General features: G+C 57.6%; 17 protein-coding genes and 1 riboswitch. Of the genes, 11 read left to right on the forward strand and 6 right to left on the reverse strand.

Annotated features, from left to right (window positions below):
* Window positions 1-27: 27 nt before the first annotated feature.
* Window positions 28-1,191, forward strand: coding sequence for an MFS transporter (locus JWR17_RS03290; protein WP_299828270.1), 1,164 nt, complete (start codon window positions 28-30; stop codon window positions 1,189-1,191).
* 158 nt (window positions 1,192-1,349) lie between these two features.
* Here JWR17_RS03290 and JWR17_RS03295 read toward each other — a convergent pair whose 3' ends face one another.
* On the reverse strand, window positions 1,350-1,751 hold the full coding sequence (locus JWR17_RS03295; RefSeq protein ID WP_299828272.1) for a hotdog domain-containing protein: 402 nt from the start codon (window positions 1,749-1,751) through the stop codon (window positions 1,350-1,352).
* 206 nt (window positions 1,752-1,957) lie between these two features.
* Window positions 1,958-2,074: riboswitch (S-adenosyl-L-homocysteine riboswitch) on the forward strand.
* A gap of 21 nt (window positions 2,075-2,095) precedes the next feature.
* Between JWR17_RS03295 and JWR17_RS03300 the strand changes: the two genes are divergently transcribed.
* From JWR17_RS03300 to JWR17_RS03320, 5 genes are all read left to right on the forward strand, one after another.
* Window positions 2,096-3,505 carry an adenosylhomocysteinase gene (locus JWR17_RS03300; RefSeq protein WP_299828274.1) on the forward strand — a complete coding sequence of 470 codons (1,410 nt, stop codon included), beginning with the start codon at window positions 2,096-2,098 and terminating at the stop codon, window positions 3,503-3,505.
* Window positions 3,506-3,675: 170 nt separating this feature from the next.
* Window positions 3,676-4,521, forward strand: coding sequence for a methylenetetrahydrofolate reductase [NAD(P)H] (gene metF, locus JWR17_RS03305; RefSeq protein ID WP_299828276.1), 846 nt, complete (start codon window positions 3,676-3,678; stop codon window positions 4,519-4,521).
* Window positions 4,522-4,631: 110 nt separating this feature from the next.
* Complete coding sequence (locus tag JWR17_RS03310) at window positions 4,632-5,723, forward strand: hypothetical protein (RefSeq protein ID WP_299828278.1); 1,092 nt, start codon at window positions 4,632-4,634, stop codon at window positions 5,721-5,723.
* 65 nt (window positions 5,724-5,788) lie between these two features.
* Window positions 5,789-6,619, forward strand: coding sequence for a transporter substrate-binding domain-containing protein (locus JWR17_RS03315; RefSeq protein ID WP_299828280.1), 831 nt, complete (start codon window positions 5,789-5,791; stop codon window positions 6,617-6,619).
* Window positions 6,620-6,839: 220 nt separating this feature from the next.
* On the forward strand, window positions 6,840-8,741 hold the full coding sequence (locus tag JWR17_RS03320; protein WP_299828282.1) for a DEAD/DEAH box helicase: 1,902 nt from the start codon (window positions 6,840-6,842) through the stop codon (window positions 8,739-8,741).
* A 216-nt stretch (window positions 8,742-8,957) separates the two neighbouring features.
* On the opposite strand, the gene JWR17_RS03325 is transcribed toward JWR17_RS03320, so the two are convergent.
* Window positions 8,958-9,554 carry a YceI family protein gene (locus JWR17_RS03325; protein ID WP_299828284.1) on the reverse strand — a complete coding sequence of 199 codons (597 nt, stop codon included), beginning with the start codon at window positions 9,552-9,554 and terminating at the stop codon, window positions 8,958-8,960.
* Window positions 9,555-9,580: 26 nt separating this feature from the next.
* Window positions 9,581-10,129, reverse strand: coding sequence for a cytochrome b (locus JWR17_RS03330; RefSeq protein WP_299828286.1), 549 nt, complete (start codon window positions 10,127-10,129; stop codon window positions 9,581-9,583).
* A 299-nt stretch (window positions 10,130-10,428) separates the two neighbouring features.
* Between JWR17_RS03330 and JWR17_RS03335 the strand changes: the two genes are divergently transcribed.
* Entirely contained in the window at window positions 10,429-11,835 is a 1,407-nt protein-coding gene (locus JWR17_RS03335; RefSeq protein ID WP_299828288.1) for an adenosylmethionine--8-amino-7-oxononanoate transaminase, read from the forward strand.
* A 77-nt stretch (window positions 11,836-11,912) separates the two neighbouring features.
* A complete protein-coding gene (locus tag JWR17_RS03340; RefSeq protein ID WP_299828290.1) occupies window positions 11,913-12,632 on the forward strand; it encodes a 16S rRNA (uracil(1498)-N(3))-methyltransferase in 720 nt (239 codons plus the stop codon).
* A gap of 66 nt (window positions 12,633-12,698) precedes the next feature.
* On the opposite strand, the gene JWR17_RS03345 is transcribed toward JWR17_RS03340, so the two are convergent.
* Complete coding sequence (locus JWR17_RS03345) at window positions 12,699-13,316, reverse strand: hemolysin III family protein (RefSeq protein WP_299828292.1); 618 nt, start codon at window positions 13,314-13,316, stop codon at window positions 12,699-12,701.
* A gap of 172 nt (window positions 13,317-13,488) precedes the next feature.
* On the opposite strand from JWR17_RS03345, the gene JWR17_RS03350 reads away from it, so the two are divergent.
* The 3 genes from JWR17_RS03350 (at window position 13,489) to JWR17_RS03360 (ending at window position 15,653) form a co-directional block, all read left to right on the forward strand.
* Window positions 13,489-14,061 carry a chromate transporter gene (locus JWR17_RS03350; protein WP_299828294.1) on the forward strand — a complete coding sequence of 191 codons (573 nt, stop codon included), beginning with the start codon at window positions 13,489-13,491 and terminating at the stop codon, window positions 14,059-14,061.
* 4 nt (window positions 14,062-14,065) lie between these two features.
* On the forward strand, window positions 14,066-14,608 hold the full coding sequence (locus JWR17_RS03355; protein ID WP_299828295.1) for a chromate transporter: 543 nt from the start codon (window positions 14,066-14,068) through the stop codon (window positions 14,606-14,608).
* A 127-nt stretch (window positions 14,609-14,735) separates the two neighbouring features.
* Window positions 14,736-15,653: a LysR substrate-binding domain-containing protein gene (locus JWR17_RS03360; RefSeq protein WP_299828297.1), complete on the forward strand. Its 918-nt coding sequence runs from the start codon at window positions 14,736-14,738 to the stop codon at window positions 15,651-15,653.
* 98 nt (window positions 15,654-15,751) lie between these two features.
* On the opposite strand, the gene madM is transcribed toward JWR17_RS03360, so the two are convergent.
* Both madM and madL read right to left on the reverse strand, forming a co-directional pair.
* Window positions 15,752-16,516: a malonate transporter subunit MadM gene (gene madM / locus JWR17_RS03365; protein WP_299828299.1), complete on the reverse strand. Its 765-nt coding sequence runs from the start codon at window positions 16,514-16,516 to the stop codon at window positions 15,752-15,754.
* 1 nt (window position 16,517) lies between these two features.
* Window positions 16,518-16,958 (reverse strand): malonate transporter subunit MadL, encoded by a 441-nt coding sequence (madL, locus tag JWR17_RS03370; protein ID WP_299828301.1) that lies wholly within the window; start codon window positions 16,956-16,958, stop codon window positions 16,518-16,520.
* Window positions 16,959-17,005 lie beyond the last annotated feature (47 nt).

The following is a 17,005-nucleotide window of genomic DNA, read 5'->3' on the forward strand; positions in this document are numbered from 1 at the left end:
GTCAAGACACACACGGGAAATAGACGCATGCCACTTGCCTTGCTCGCACTGGCCGTTGCCGCTTTTGGCATTGGCACCACCGAATTCGTGATAATGGGCTTGCTGCCCGAAGTCGCCGCAGACCTGCAGGTCAGCATCCCTAACGCCGGGCTGCTGATCACTGGCTACGCCCTGGGCGTGGTGTTGGGGGGTCCGATTCTTGCGGTGGCCACTGCCAATATGCCGCGCAAAGCCACGCTGCTGGGCATGACCGTGGTGTTCATCCTTGGCAATATCCTGTGTGCGCTGGCGCCGAACTATGCGGCGTTGATGGCCGCACGGGTCATCACTGCGTTGTGCCATGGCGCCTTTTTCGGCATCGGTTCGGTGGTGGCTGCCGGTCTGGTGCCGCCTGATAAAAGGGCCCAGGCCATCGCGCTGATGTTCACCGGTTTGACCTTGGCCAATGTATTGGGTGTGCCGCTGGGCACAGCGCTTGGACAATATGCCGGATGGCGCTCGACGTTCTGGGCAGTGGCGGTGATAGGCGTGGCGGCGGTACTGGCGCAGATCATCTGGTTGCCGAAAAACATACCCATGGAAAAAACCCATCTGGCCATCGAGTTCCGCGTACTGGCTAAGACCAACGTATTGCTGGCATTGGCCATGAGCGCATTGGCATCGACCAGTCTGTTCGCCGTTTTCACTTATATAGCACCGATTTTGCGCGACGTGACCGGCGTAAGCCCCCACGGCGTGACCATCATGCTGTTACTGTTTGGCTTGGGCTTGACCGGTGGCAGCATGATCGGCGGTAAGTTGGCCGACAGCCGATTATTGCCGGCGTTAGTGGGCATGTCGGTGGCGGTGGTGTTGGTAATGGCATTGTTCAGCCAGACCGCACACTCAGTGATTCCGGCGGCGATTACGCTGTTAGTCTGGGGCGTTGTGGCGTTTGCACTGTGCCCGATTTTGCAATTGCTGATTATTGATCAAGCCAGCGACGCTCCGAATCTGGGCTCGACGCTCAACCAAAGCTCCTTCAACCTCGGCAATGCGGCCGGAGCCTGGATCGGCGGACTGGTCGTCGGCAGCGGCGTCGACCTGGCCGACCTGCCATGGACCGGGGCCGCCTTGGCAGTTTTAACCGTGCTGACAGCCCTGTTTTATATCTACCTGCAACGGCGTAATGCTCACGTTGTGGGTGCTTGATGGCTGCCCATGACAGAGCCTGTGGGCTGGACGCGGCATGGCACGATTTGGGGGCAACCCACAAATCCCCGGTGGTGCGAACGTGTTCGCGAATGCAACACCTCGGTATTTCAGACAGACAGCGCTGCCTGATTCGGATGAATTCGGTCCCACCGGTTTCAGTTAATGATGTCTTCCTGAAACTGGTCCTTCACGTATTTGATTTCAGTCCGGCCATGGGGCGCTGGCAGGCCGTCTTCGCCCAGGTTGACGAAAACCATTTTTTCCACCGTGAGCACGCTTTTGCGGGTGATCTTGTTACGCACTTCACAGGTCAAGGTGATCGAGGTGCGACCGAACTCGGTGGCGGTGATGCCCAGCTCGATGATGTCGCCCTGACGTGAAGCACTGACGAAGTTGATCTCGGAAATGTACTTGGTGACAACCCGCTGGTTGCCTAATTGAACGATGGCGTAAATCGCCGCCTCCTCGTCGATCCAGCGCAACAGACTGCCGCCGAACAACGTGCCATTGGGGTTGAGGTCTTCGGGTTTAACCCACTTGCGGGTGTGGAAATTCATGCTCACTCCTGACCGTCTTGCCGATTGATTCTGATGGATGCGGGCAATAATGGCAGACCCGCCGCATTCTCTCTACGCAGCTGCCTCTATGATGGCCATTAGTTTCATCGGTTTATGCGACAGAAAGGCTTTAGAACAATCGCCAGCACAGCTATAATCGCCGTCGCTTCAAAACGGTCATCTTCCCTTGATACCGTTCCCGCCACCTGTCCGAGGGGCGCTGCAGCAGGTTCATCCTGTCAGGCTCGGATGGGGCGTTGTTTCATCGGCAGGCTCCCAGAGTCGCCGATCAAACCTTAAACGCACAACGGCGCCCATTCGCATATTACGAATGGAGACTCTCAATGAGTGCTGTAATTTCGCCCGCTGATTTCAACGACTACAAAGTCGCCGACATGTCCCTGGCTGCCTGGGGCCGTCGCGAAACCATCATTGCCGAATCCGAAATGCCTGCCCTGATGGGCCTGCGCCGCAAGTACGCCGGTGAGCAACCGCTCAAGGGCGCGAAGATCCTCGGCTGCATTCACATGACCATCCAGACTGCCGTGCTGATCGAAACCCTGGTTGCCCTGGGTGCCGAAGTGCGTTGGTCGTCGTGCAACATTTTCTCGACTCAAGACCAGGCTGCTGCTGCTGTTGCCGCTGCCGGCATCGCTGTTTACGCCTGGAAAGGCGAAACCGAAGCTGAATACGAGTGGTGCATCGAGCAAACCATCCTTAAAGATGGTCAGCCTTGGGACGCCAACATGATCCTCGACGACGGCGGCGACCTGACCGAGATCATCCACAAAAAATACCCGCAGATGCTCGAGCGCATCCACGGCGTGACGGAAGAAACCACCACCGGCGTCCACCGTCTGTTGGACATGTTGGCCAAGGGCGAGCTGAAAATCCCGGCCATCAACGTCAATGACTCCGTGACCAAAAGCAAGAACGACAACAAGTACGGCTGCCGTCATAGCCTGAACGACGCCATCAAGCGCGGTACCGACCACCTGTTGTCCGGCAAGCAAGCCTTGGTTATCGGCTACGGCGATGTGGGCAAAGGCTCGTCCCAGTCGCTGCGTCAGGAAGGCATGATCGTCAAGGTTTCCGAAGTCGATCCGATCTGTGCCATGCAAGCCTGCATGGACGGTTTCGAACTGGTTTCGCCGTTCATCGACGGGATCAACGACGGCACCGCCGCCAGCATCGACACGGCGCTGCTGGGCAAGATCGACCTGATCGTGACCACCACCGGCAACGTTAATGTGTGCGACTCGAACATGCTCAAGGCCCTGAAGAAGCGTGCGGTCGTGTGCAACATCGGTCACTTCGACAACGAAATCGACACCGCTTTCATGCGCAAAAACTGGGCATGGGAAGAAGTGAAGCCACAGGTTCACAAGATTCACCGTACCGGCCCTGGCACCTTCGATCCGCACAACGATGACTACCTGATTCTGCTGGCTGAAGGCCGTTTGGTAAACCTGGGCAACGCCACAGGTCACCCGAGCCGGATCATGGACGGTTCGTTCGCTAACCAGGTGTTGGCTCAAATCTTCCTGTTCGGTCAGAAGTACGCGGACCTGGCACCGGCTCAAAAAGCCGAGCGCTTGACCGTAGAAGTGCTGCCGAAGAAGCTCGACGAAGAAGTGGCGCTGGAAATGGTTCGCGGGTTCGGTGGCGTTGTGACGCAACTGACCAAGACCCAGGCCGACTACATCGGCGTGACCGTTGAAGGCCCGTTCAAGCCGCACGCTTATCGTTATTGACTGATCGGCGCTTGCGCGCCCGCGATTGATCTCGGCCTGTCCGCTCCCCCTGTGGGAGCGGACTTGTCCGCGAACGAGCGCGAAGCAGTCGCAGGAGCCATCATCGACATTTTGAAGGTCGTTCCGACCTTATCGCGGGCAAGCCCGCTCCTACAATGAGATCGGCTTTCATGTCCCAAGACCGTGGTTTTAGCTTCGAATTTTTTCCGACCAAGACCGATGCCGGGCATGAAAAATTGCTCGCCACCGCTCGTCAATTGGCCACGTACAACCCAGATTTCTTTTCCTGCACCTATGGTGCAGGCGGCTCGACCCGAGACCGCACGATCAATACCGTGCTGCAGCTTGAGCGCGAAGTAAAAGTTCCGGCCGCGCCGCATTTGTCCTGCGTGGGTGACAGCAAGGCAGATTTGCGCGCCCTGCTGACTCAATACAAAGATGCCGGGATCAAACGCATTGTTGCCCTGCGCGGTGACCTGCCTTCAGGCATGGGCATGTCCAGCGGCGAATTGCGTTACGCCAGCGACCTGGTAGCTTTTATTCGCGCAGAAACTGGCAGTCATTTTCACATTGAAGTGGCCGCCTATCCGGAAGTGCACCCACAAGCGCGCAATTTCGAAGACGATTTGGCGAATTTCGTGCGCAAGGCTCAGGCCGGTGCCGACAGCGCCATCACCCAATATTTCTTCAACGCTGACAGCTATTTCTACTTCGTCGAGCGCGTGCGGAAATTGGGGGTAAACATCCCAATCGTGCCGGGCATCATGCCGATCACTAACTACAGCAAGCTGGCGCGCTTCTCTGACGCCTGCGGCGCAGAGATCCCGCGCTGGATTCGCAAGCAGCTGGAAGCTTACGGTGACGACGTCCAAAGCATCCAGGCGTTTGGTGAGCAAGTTATTACCGAAATGTGTAACCGGCTGCTGGAAGGCGGCGCTCCGGGTTTGCACTTTTACACCCTGAATCAAGCCGAACCGAGCCTGGCCATCTGGAATAACTTGAAACTGTCCCGCTGAAAACAAATCCAACGTGACAGGTGTGCTTGTGTACCATCCATGCCTGTTTAATCAGCAAGGTCCCGCACCCGCCGGACCTTGCCGACACCCTGGACTACGGACTTACCCTGTTGACATCTTCACTCTCCACCCCGCAAGCACCGCAGCTCGTCTATCTGGTTTTTGGTGCGAACACCTACCATCAGGAAGCGGTATTCAGCATTGCCAGCGCTATTGCCGGCATGCGCGAAACGCCAGGTCAGGCGCTGGACATTCAGGTGTTCACCGACAATCCAGCGCCGTATGCACAATTGCCGGTGCGCATTCGGTCACTGGACAAAGAAACCCGCACGCAGTGGAGCGCACCCCATGGCTACCATTTTCGGACCAAACACGTAGCGCTGCGCAGTGTGTTGGCGGAATCGGAATGCGCCCTGCTGATCGACACCGATACCTTTTTCCATTGTTCGCCCCTAAAGCTGTTTGACCGGGTCAAGCCTGGCACCCTGCTGTGCAATGCGTTCGGCCCACGCTATGGCGTTTTTAAACAAGTGCCGTTGTATGTGGTCCTCGCAGAACGCTTAAGCGCCAGAGGGCTGGCCGACGACGCGATGCCGCTGCTTAACTCCGGGGTTATCGGCCTGATGCGTGAAGACGCAAGCGTGCTGGACCACTCCATCGCCTTGATGGACGAGTTTTACCCGGAAGTGGCCACGTCCTATACCCTCGAAGAGTTTTGTCTGAGCGTGGCGGCTTATCGCAGCAAAACGGTCAACGAGTGCACGGACCTGATCCACCACTACTGGAGCCGCAAACAACTGTTTCGAGCAAAAACTCGCGCGTGGCTGTCAAAGCACGAAGACGACCTGCTCAGCACGGCAGCGCTGGATGACACGCGACGGGTAACCACCCACCTACCGCGTCCGGCCACCTGGAAACGCCTGATGTACAAGGCCGTGACCGCAGGCGTCTCGTCCACGCAACGGCAGTTTTTGCGAGAAATCCTCTACGGTTGCACCTGGCACAGCAATGAATTCGATCGCGCGTGTTCGCCGGTATGGTGGGAAAAGGCCCGGGAAAACGCGGAACAACGCCTTAAGCACCGACTGGAATCTGCCCAACTTAGCAGTTGGCTGAACCATTGGGGCGTTCGACAGATTCTTGGCAAGCGACGCGACGAAATTTACCGGCACCTGCTCGCGCAGGAATCCGCGAAGGGATGATCCGCCCGGTCATACGCCACGATCCGGCTCTTTTCTTTAATCAGCGCCCGTCGTAATCTCCGCTCATGCTTGCTCCCACCTGGTTTTTGACCGCCCTTCTTTTCGCCTGCCTGAGCTTCACTGCGTCGGGTGAAACACTGCATATCGTGACCGAACCCTGGGCGCCGTATGTGTACATCGAAAACGGTCAGGCACGGGGGCTGGATTACGAAACCACCGCGATCGTTTTCGAGCGGCTGGGTATCGACGTGAAGTGGGAGTTTTTGCCCTGGAGGCGTTGCCTCTCGATGCTTCAGCAAGGACAGGCGGACGGCGCGCTGGATATCTTCAAGCGGAGCGAGCGTGACGAATTACTGCTGTACCCCAGCGAGCCACTGTCTGAGGTCGAGTGGGTGTTGTTTGACGCTAACGCCCGCCCTCATCCGTTTTTGACAATGGAAGACTTGCGTGGCCTGACCATCGGGATTTCGCCGGGTTATCTGTACAGCACGGCGTTCGACGCATCGACGGTGTTCACTCGCGAACCCGCGCCAAGCCATGAAGCTAACTTCGGCAAGCTACTGTTGGGTCGGATTGACATGGTGATCACTGACCGCCGCGTCGGTCAGTATGTGCTGAAGCAAATGAAGGCCCAGGCCCTGGTTAGCCAGTCTTCCACCGTCCTGGGCCGAGAGCCGGAGTACCTCGCACTGCGCAGAAATGCTGGCATGGACCTGCTGGTGCAGCGGTTTGGCGCCGAGCTTAAACGATTCAAGCGCGAGCCGGCGTATGCCGAGTTATTGTCCCGCTACACTGGCGAGAGCATGCCAGCAGAGACTTTGCACGCTGGAGAGCCTGAGCCTTCTGCCGCTACGCCCAATAAAACCGTTGAGCAGCAGGAAAGCGGCGCGCGGTGATTGCTCTGTTATACTCTGGCCTTCCCGTCAGGCTTACGCCCGGACGCTCCGCCTTGCAACAGACCTTTTGATCACGCCAGTCGCGCCTTTTCCTTCCCGCGACGACGTGCCGAAATGACTTAAAGGCCCAGCAGGACCGGACGAGATTGCGTTATCTAAACGCCATTCGCCAGGCAAGACCATTCTTATGGGCATCGCCCTAACTAAAACAGGATTACTCATGTCCTTTGCTTCCCTCGGTCTCTCCGAGGCTTTAGTCAGCGCCATCGAGGCCGCTGGCTATACCCAGCCTACTCCAGTGCAACAGCGGGCCATTCCCGCCGTGTTGCAAGGTCGCGACCTGATGGTTGCGGCCCAGACAGGTACTGGTAAAACCGGCGGTTTCGCCCTTCCGATTCTGGAACGGTTATTCCCCAACGGTCATCCGGACAAGTCCCAGCGTCACGGCCCGCGCCAACCTCGCGTCCTGGTCCTGACCCCAACCCGCGAACTTGCGGCGCAAGTGCATGACAGCTTCAAGGTCTATGCCAAAAACCTGAAGTTCGTCAGTGCGGTGATCTTCGGCGGTGTCGGTACGAATCCACAGGTCCAGGCCATGGCCCGAGGCGTTGACGTGTTGGTGGCCTGCCCAGGTCGCCTGCTCGATCTGGCTGGCCAAGGCAGCGTCGACCTGTCCCACGTTGAAATCCTCGTGCTCGACGAAGCCGACCGGATGCTCGACATGGGCTTCGTCCATGATGTGAAAAAGGTCCTGGCCCGTCTGCCGTCAAAACGTCAGAACCTGCTGTTCTCGGCGACCTTTTCCAACGACATCACGGCCTTGGCCGGCAAGCTGTTGCATAACCCGGAACGCATTGAAGTCACGCCGCCGAACACCACGGTTGAGCGTATCGAACAGCGCGTTTTCCGCTTGTCGTCGAGCCATAAGCGCTCGTTACTGGCACATTTGATTACAGCCGGCGCCTGGGAACAGGTTCTGGTCTTTACCCGGACCAAGCACGGTGCCAACCGTCTGGCCGAGTACCTGGATAAACACGGCCTCTCCGCCGTGGCGATTCACGGTAACAAAAGCCAGAATGCACGAACCAAAGCCCTGGCCGACTTCAAGGCCGGTGCCGTACGCATCATGGTCGCTACCGATATCGCCGCTCGTGGCCTGGATATCGATCAGTTGCCCCATGTGGTCAACTTTGAATTGCCGAACGTTGATGAAGATTACGTTCACCGTATCGGCCGCACTGGCCGCGCGGGCCGCAGCGGTGAAGCTATTTCTTTGGTTGCACCGGATGAAGAGAAGCTGCTCAAAAGCATTGAACGCATGACCCGGCAGAAGATCTCCGACGGCGATCTGATGGGCTTCGACATCACGGCCGTTGAAGCCGAAAAGCCAGAAGTACGCGAGCGCCCGGATGTGCGTGCTAATCCACGCGCCCCCCGTGGCCCACGCGGTGATGGTCCTGCCGGTGGTGGTGGCGGCAGCGGTCGCAAGGACAAAGGCAAGGACCGTGGCCAGGAAAAACCTGCGGCGGCTGCAGCACGTCCTGAGCGCGCCGAGCGTCCAGCACAAAAGCCTCGCGAAGGTACTCCGGCCCGCGAACAGCGTCAGCCTGCCCCGCGCTCTGATCGTGCGCCGGACGAGTTTCTGGATGACGAAGTGGATAACTTCGGTAACCGCGCTGATTACGTCAGCCCATACCCGAACAAAGGCCAAGGCCGTGGTCGGCGTCCGGGCGCACCTGCTCCGGCAGCCGTCGCGGGCGGTGCAGCACCTGCTGCTCGCGCACCAAGCCAAGGCCGTCCAAGCGGTCCACGCACCGGCACCGGCGCCACGACTGGCACACCGCCTGCCAAACGCACCGGCGGCGGTCCGCGTAATGGCGCACCTCGCGACGGTCAAGCCCGTCGTGAAGAGCAACCACGCAACCGCCGTCCGGCCCGTGATGATCAACCCGCGCGCCAAGAGCCCGCCGTTCGCGGCCCGCGCGACGGTCAGCCTGCGCCGACCATCGTGCACAAAGAGTCCAAGACCGACCGTTTCCCTTCGGCTGAGCAATTGGACCAACTGCCAAGCCGCCCACGCGGCGAGAAGCCAGCACTGCTGACGCGTAATCGCGAAGGTTGAGCTAGCGGATAGAAAAACGCCCCGATCGGGGCGTTTTTTTTGTCCGCGGTTAAGGGATATTCCCCTGTAGGAGCCAACTTGTTGGCGAGAGGGCATATGCGGTGCATCATTTATAACGCCTCGCCAACAAGTTGGCTCCTACAGAATGTTGCTTTAGTTCCGGATACAAAAACGCCGACCCTAAGGCCGGCGTTTGGGTGTCACTCAGTAAAACGCTTACTTGGCTTTAACACCTTCGAACGCGATGATCAGTTCCAGCGACTCGGAAGCCGGACCCAGATCCATCATCGTGCCGAAATCAGAACGCTTGATCGTGGTGGTGCCTTCGAAGCCAGCACGGTAGCCGCCCCACGGATCCTTGCCTTCACCGAGGAAGGTGGACTTGACCACAACCGACTTGGTAACACCGTGCAGGGTAAGGTCGCCCGTTACGTCAGCAGTCACTTTACCGTCAGCATCTTTACCGGTCGTTTTGACTGAGGTAGAGACAAATGTAGCTTCAGGGTACTTGGCGACATCGAGGAAATCCTTGCTGCTGATGTGCTTGTCGCGTTCAGCCTGGTTAGTGAAAACGCTGGCGGTTTTCAGCGTAATGCTGATCTTGCTGTCTTCAGGTTTCGCGGCATCAAAGCTGAACGAACCGTCCCAATCCTTGAACGTGCCGTAGATGAAGCTGTAGCCCAAGTGGCTGATCTTGAAGTTGATGAAGGCGTGTTGACCTTCCTTGTCGACTTTGTAATCAGCGGCCATCGCCTGACCGGCCGACAACAAAGCGGTACCCAGTGCCAGAGCGGCGAAAGTCTTCTTCAACATGCTGTAATTCCTGTTTGGTTTGAACATTAGTCGCGACCCAACATGCGCGTAAGGGTCGCATCGCGATCAATAAAGTGGTGCTTCAACGCTGCAAGACCGTGAAGGACTGAGAAAACCACCAGCGTCCAGGCCAGGTATAAATGAATGGCACCAGCGACATCTGCCTGATCAGGGATGCTGTCGATCAACGACGGCACTTCGAACAGGCCAAACACCGAGATCCCCACACCGTCGGCGGTGGAAATGAGGTAACCGGCAAACATCGTGGCAAACAGCACGACATATAAAAACAGATGACCCAGCCTGGCCCCCAGACGCGTCCATTTGCCGTGAGTAGCAAGGGCCGTAGGCGGCGGACTGATCCAACGCCAAATCACCCGGAACGACATCACGGCAAACAGTGTGAGGCCGATGCTTTTGTGCAGGTCCGGCGCGGCTTTGCGCCAGGCGTCGTAGTAATCGAGCCCAACCATCCACAACCCGAGCGCGAACAAACCGAACACTACGACCGCCATGCTCCAGTGCAGCGTCATGCCGACCAGACCGTAACGAGAGGATGAGTTGCGTAGCTGCATACCGATTACCTTCTAAGAATGGGTCCAAGATTAGCTTTTTATCTATCGAATGGAAGCGCAAATTTTCGCTACGAAATATCGAGAAATACGATCATTATTCGGTCAGGGCAATCCGAACGCCAGCATCCTGATAATGCCCATTGGACCATACTGCGCCGTGACAACCGGACATTCGACTCCGACGAGCGGAGCTAACCGGTCAATCTGCGTTACAAGAGGTTGTTCCGCAGTCATGCATTGCATAGGCTTGCGCGATTGTTTGCCCTCGCGCGAAGCGAGTTGTCATCAGGAGATTACGAATGGGCTTGAATAACCAGTGGATGCAACGCGACCTCGCGGTGCTTTGGCACCCTTGCACCCAGATGAAAGACCACGAAAGCTTGCCGCTTATCCCGATCAAAAGCGGCAAAGGCGTATGGCTCGAAGATTTCGAAGGCAAACGCTACCTTGATGCTGTCAGTTCATGGTGGGTCAATGTGTTTGGCCATTCCAACCCACGTATTAATCAGCGGATCAAGGATCAGGTCGACCAACTGGAACACGTGATTCTGGCCGGTTTCAGCCATCAGCCGGTCATCGAGCTTTCCGAACGCCTGATCAAGATGACGCCTGAGGGTCTGACCCGCTGCTTTTACGCCGACAACGGTTCTTCGTGCATCGAAGTCGCGTTGAAAATGAGCTTCCACTACTGGCTCAATCGCGGTCAGCCGAACAAAAAGCGTTTCGTCACCTTGACCAACAGTTATCACGGCGAAACCATGGCCGCCATGTCGGTAGGCGATGTGCCGCTGTTTACCGAGACCTACAAAGCGCTGTTGCTGGACACGATTAAAGTGCCGAGCCCCGATTGCTACCATCGCCCCGAAGGCATGAGCTGGGAAGAACATTCGCGCAACATGTTCGCCGCCATGGAGCAGACCCTGGCCGAGCACCACGACACCGTGGCAGCCGTAATCGTCGAGCCGTTGATTCAGGGCGCTGGCGGCATGCGCATGTATGACCCGATCTACCTCAAGCTGCTGCGCGATGCCTGTGATCGCTACGGTGTGCACTTGATTCATGATGAAATCGCGGTGGGTTTCGGCCGCACCGGTACCATGTTCGCCTGCGAGCAAGCCGGCATCACCCCGGATTTCCTGTGCTTGTCCAAAGCGCTTACCGGTGGTTATCTGCCCCTGGCCGCCTGCATCACTACCGACGACGTGTACAACGCGTTTTACGATGACTACTCATCCTTGCGGGCCTTCCTGCATTCCCACAGCTACACCGGAAATCCCCTGGCCTGTGCGGCGGCATTGGCGACACTGGATATTTTCGAGCAGGACAACGTCATCGAAAACAACAAGGCCCTGGCTGCACGAATGGCCAGCGCGACCGCGCATTTGGTTGATCACCCTAACGTGGCTGAAGTGCGCCAGACCGGCATGGCTCTGGCCATCGAAATGGTCCAGGACAAGGCTACAAAAACTGCCTATCCGTGGCAGGAACGACGTGGTTTGAAAGTGTTCCAGCATGCACTGGAGCGCGGCGCCCTGTTGCGTCCGCTGGGCAGCGTGGTGTATTTCTTGCCGCCGTATGTGATCACGCCGGAAGAAATCGACTTTCTGGCCGCGGTCGCCACAGAAGGCATCGACATCGCAACCCGCACCCATGTCAGCGTTGCCGTGCACGAAAATTATCATCCGGATTTTCGTGATCCGGGCTAAGCAGCACGGGTACACATACTCCTACAGGGGAACATGCATTTGAAGAAGCACTGTTTACTAAATCCCAGAGACCCAACATGAGACTGTCCCGCTTTTTTATCGATGCGCCATTGAGCCTTGGCGAACACGAATTGCCAGAAGCCCAGGCGCACTACATTGGCCGAGTGCTGCGCATGGCCGAAGGTGACGCGCTGCAATTGTTCGACGGTTCGGGCAATGAATTTCGCGGCACATTACTGGAAGTCGGCAAGAAACGCGTGCGGGTGACACTCGACGAACAGTTCGCCGGACAAACCGAGTCGCCACTGAAAATCCATCTGGGCCAGGGCTTATCACGGGGTGAGCGCATGGACTGGGCGATTCAGAAGGCCACCGAATTGGGTGTTCGTGAAATAACACCGATCATTAGCGAGCGCTGTGAGGTTCGTCTCAAAGACGAGCGCGCCGAGAAGCGCCAACTGCACTGGAAACAAATCGCAATCAGTGCCTGCGAGCAATGCGGGCGCTCGGTGGTGCCGGTGATCCATCCGCCGCTGGTACTGGCCGATTGGCTGAAGCAAACCGATGCCGATTTGAAACTGGTGTTGCACCCGGTTGCCGAACCACTGACCCGGCACGACCGCCCGTTCACCCTGGCCTTTTTGATTGGCCCGGAAGGTGGCCTCAACGATGCCGAAATCCATCAGGCGAAAGCTGCTGGCTTCCACGCCGCCCGCCTCGGCCCCCGTGTACTGCGAACCGAAACCGCACCCGTGGTCGCATTAAGCATCGCACAACAACTGTGGGGTGATTTCTGAGATCGGAACAACCCCAAGGAGCCAACTTGTAGGCGAGGACCTTGCTGGGCCGCCTCGCTACTCGCCTCACAATACATAAAACAAAATCGCCACAAAGTGCAGCAAGCTGCCAGCAATCACGAACAAGTGCCAGATGCCATGCCAGTGCCTGAAACGGGTGTCGAACGCGAAAAATATAATGCCGATGGTATATAAAATCCCACCTCCGGCCAGCCACATGAATCCCGCCGTGCCCAACGCTGCCATCAACGGCTTGACCGCCACCAATACGATCCAGCCCATCACCGCGTAGATCACGATGGACATCACCCGCGCCTCGGAACGCGGTTTGATTTCTTGCAACATGCCGATGACCGCCAATCCCCAAACCACACCGAACAGGGTCCAGCCCCACGGGCCGCGTAATGTCACCAGGCAGAACGGCGTGTAGCTGCCCGCGATCAGCAAGTAAATCGACAGGTGATCGACCTTTTGCATGATCACCTTCGCCCTTCCGCGAACGCTGTGATAAATCGTCGATGCGCTGTACAGCAGCAACAGCGTCACGCCATAAATGGCCATGCTGACGATCTTCCAGACGTCGCCGCCCAGGCTCGCCAGCACCAGCATCCAGACCACGCCGACCAATGCCAGCACGGCACCCACCAGGTGGGTCCAGGCGTTGAAACGTTCTCCGTGATACATACTCGAACCCCAAAAGCGCCACAACCAAGCGCGCAAGGCTCAGGGTTCTGTCGCAAAAGCGCAATCCCCCGGCGAGAACTGGCGCAACGCCAGTCGATAAAACGCTAGAGTAATTAGCTCCCTAACGTTCACACTGGCACCGTTTACGCCTTAACCTTTTTTGGGAATCAACATGGAACCCTCCGACCGTATTCGCCCAACGCTGTGGGAGCTGTTTTTCAACTTTGCCATGGTCGGACTGTTCGGGTTTGGTGGCGTGATGCCGTGGGCGCGGCAGATGATGGTCGACCGTCGACAATGGGTAGATGAGGCAGAATTCGCCGAACTGTTGACCACTGGCCAGTTTTTCCCCGGGCCGAATATCGGCAATATCAGCATTATTTACGGCAGGCGCCAGCAAGGACTCGCCGGGGCTTGGGTGTCCATTGTCGGGCTGTATTTATTTCCCACCATTGTCACGATCCTCGCCGGTTTTGCTTACACCAGATGGTGGAATGTGTATGCGGTGCAGCAGGTATTTGGCGCCGTGATGCCCATTGCCACCGGCCTGATGCTCGGCACCACATTACGCTTGCTGCACGGGATGCCGCGCAATGTGCACACCCTTGTGGTGTTCGTCATCACTTTTGTCCTGACCGGGCTGCTGGTGCTGCCGCTGTGGATGGTATTGCTGATCTGCATTCCCCTGTCCCTGGCCCTGAGTTACCTCACGCCCGGCGTACGCGCCAGTCACGGCGAGGCCTGAGCCCATGCAGAGTGTGCTGCTGCAATTGATGTTCAACTGCGCGCTGTGGTCGCTGATGGCCATTGGCGGCAACAGCGTGGCGATCAGTGATATCCACCGCTACGCGGTGATGCAGGCGCATTGGGTCACCGATGCACAATTTGTCGCTTTCTTTGCCATGGCCCAAGCGTTGCCAGGGCCAAATGGCATGTTTCTGGTGTTCATCGGTCAAGAGGCGGCGGGTGTTACGGGGGCCTTGACCGTGATGGTCGCCAAGCTGGTGCCATGTTCGATGATCACTTACTACGGTGCGGCCTGGCTGGAGCGCCAATCCCATCGGCCATGGGTGCAACGAGTCAAACGCTCGCTGTTGCCGGTGACCATCGGCCTGATTCTGGCAGCGTCATTCGTGCTGATCAAAAGCATGGAGAACGGCTGGGCGCAGATATCCCTGACCATCGTCAGCGCAGCGGTCATCTATTTTTCCCGTCTTAACGCCATCTGGCTGATCCTCATCGGCACAGCGCTGGGCCTGACCAGCGGCCTGCTGAATGCTGATTGGTTTTGATGTGCAGCCAGCAGCCGACGACTCGGGCACAATTGCGCGATTTGGTGGCCGCTCTATTTAGCAAAACACCCTCCTACAGTTACCTTCATTCAGTAATTTATACGTTGTTTGATGGAGCCACCCCGCCATGCTGATCGATGAAGAATTGACCTTGAAGAAGCTGGAGATCTTTCTGGCCTTCATGCGCACCGGCAACCTGGCGCGGGCAGCCGTTGAGCTGCAGACCAGCAATGTCAGTGTTCACCGGGCGATTCACTCGCTGGAAAGCGCACTGCGCTGTCCGCTGTTCAAACACGAAGGGCGCAATTTAACTCCGCTGGAAAGTGCTTATGTGCTGGAAGAACGCGCGCAGAAGCTGATTCAGGACGTGGTCAAAACGGTCGAGATGACGCGCCAGGCGGCCGGCTTTTCAGCGGCGCGTTTCAAGCTTGGCGCGCTGTACTCGCTCACCGTCAAAACCGTGCCGCAGTTGATCATGGGACTGAAAATACGTCGCAGCGAGTTGAACATTGATCTGATCCTCGGCTCGAACATTGACCTGTTCTACAAGCTGAAGAACATGGAAGTTGACGCGATTCTGGTGTCGCTCAACGAAAGCGTCAGTGACCCGGACTGCGAGCAGCTGGCGCTGTTCTCCGACGATATCTTTCTCGCTGCACCGGCTGATTCACCGTTTTCCCATCAAAGCGAAGTCGACCTCAGCGACCTGCGCGAAGCCACTTTCCTGACCCTGACCCAAGGCTTCGCCACCCACCAGGACGGTGTTCGGGTGTTTCAACAGGCGGGCTTCGAGCCAAAAGTGGCGATGCAGGTCAACGACATCTTTACCCTGCTGAGCATGGTCAGTTCCGGGGTTGGTTATGCCCTGCTGCCGGGACGGGTGGCGGCGGTGTACGAAAACCGAGTGCGCTTGATCCCGCTGCAACAGCGCTACCGCATGCAGCAGCACATCGGCGTGGTATTTCTCAAAGCCAAAGAACGCGACCCAAACTTGTTGGCATTAGTGGCTGAATGCCGGATGTATGCGAATCGGCATTCGGCCTGATACAACGGCAATTGATCTGTAGGACGCGGACGGCGCGGTTTGTCTGATACACCGCGTTGGCGAGGCGGCGTATCAGGCACAAGCGAGTGGCCTTCTCCCTAACCCATTATCCCGCGGACAATGAAGTACAGCACCGAAGGCCCCAATAAGCAGCCTAAGCCGGTGTGGAAGGTGGCGGTAAGCGCGCCGTATGGCACCAGGCGTCGATCGGTTGCCGCAAGTCCCGCAGTAACGCCGCTGACAGTACCCGCCAAGCCGCCGAAGACCATCGCCGAGCGTGGGTTGTCGAGGCCCATCCAACGTGCAGCCATGGGTGTGCAGACCATGACCAAAATCGCCTTGATCAACCCGGTTGCGATGGACAAGGCCATCACGTCAGAGCTCGCTCCAATCGCTGCGCCAGTCACTGGGCCAACGATGTATGTCACGGCGCCAGCGCCAATGGTCGTCATGCTGACTGCATCGCGATAACCGAACATCCAGGCGATGCTCGCACCCACGATAAACGGCAGCGTGGTGCCCAGTAACAAGGCGATGACGCCGATCAATCCCGCTTTGCGCGCTTCGGTGGCTTGCACTTCAAAAGCTGTGGCAACAATGGCGAAGTCACGCAACATGGCGCCGCCCATCAAGCCGATGCCGGAGAACAAGCTGATATCCGCCAAGCCTTTTTCGCCTCCGGTCATGGTCCCGCCAACCCAGGCCAGAATCAGCCCGATCACAATCGCAATCGCCGAGCCGTGAATGCGCCCGAAGGTCAGGTGCCTGGAGATCAACACCGACACCCACATGACGATGCCGACAAACGCGAACGCCGTCACCAGGCCGTATTGGCCCAAATCTTTTGCCAGTAGAGGCCACATATCAGCGTCCCCCTGCGGTGGTTGCAACAGGCGGCGACGGTGAAGCGGGCAAAATCAGCGAAGGCTCTTCATCCGGCAGCGGTTCGCCTTTGTTGAAGCGACTGATAAGCGCGATTACGCAACCACAAACCAACACCGAGGCGATGGCAGCCAAAATGGCTACCGGGCCGCCATGCAGGGCAGTCACCACGTTTTGTTGCGCGGCCATGGCGACCACTACCGGAATGTACATCGCGCCCCAAAAACCGACGCCCATCTCACAGTCTTTGGTCATGCCGCCGCCGCGTTTTTGCATATACAGTCGGGCGCAGATCAACAGGATCATGGCGATACCGACACCGCCGACATTGGATTTGACGCCTAGCAAAACCCCCAGCATGTCGCCAAGAATTACCCCTGCCAGGGTGCAGATAGCCAGTAAGGCCACGCCGTAAATAATCATTATTTTTATCCTCACATTGCGTTGCTGAAGTTGTTGTTTTTATCCTT

The organism is Pseudomonas sp. (assembly GCF_028293835.1).
Classification (GTDB): Bacteria; Pseudomonadota; Gammaproteobacteria; order Pseudomonadales; family Pseudomonadaceae; genus Aquipseudomonas.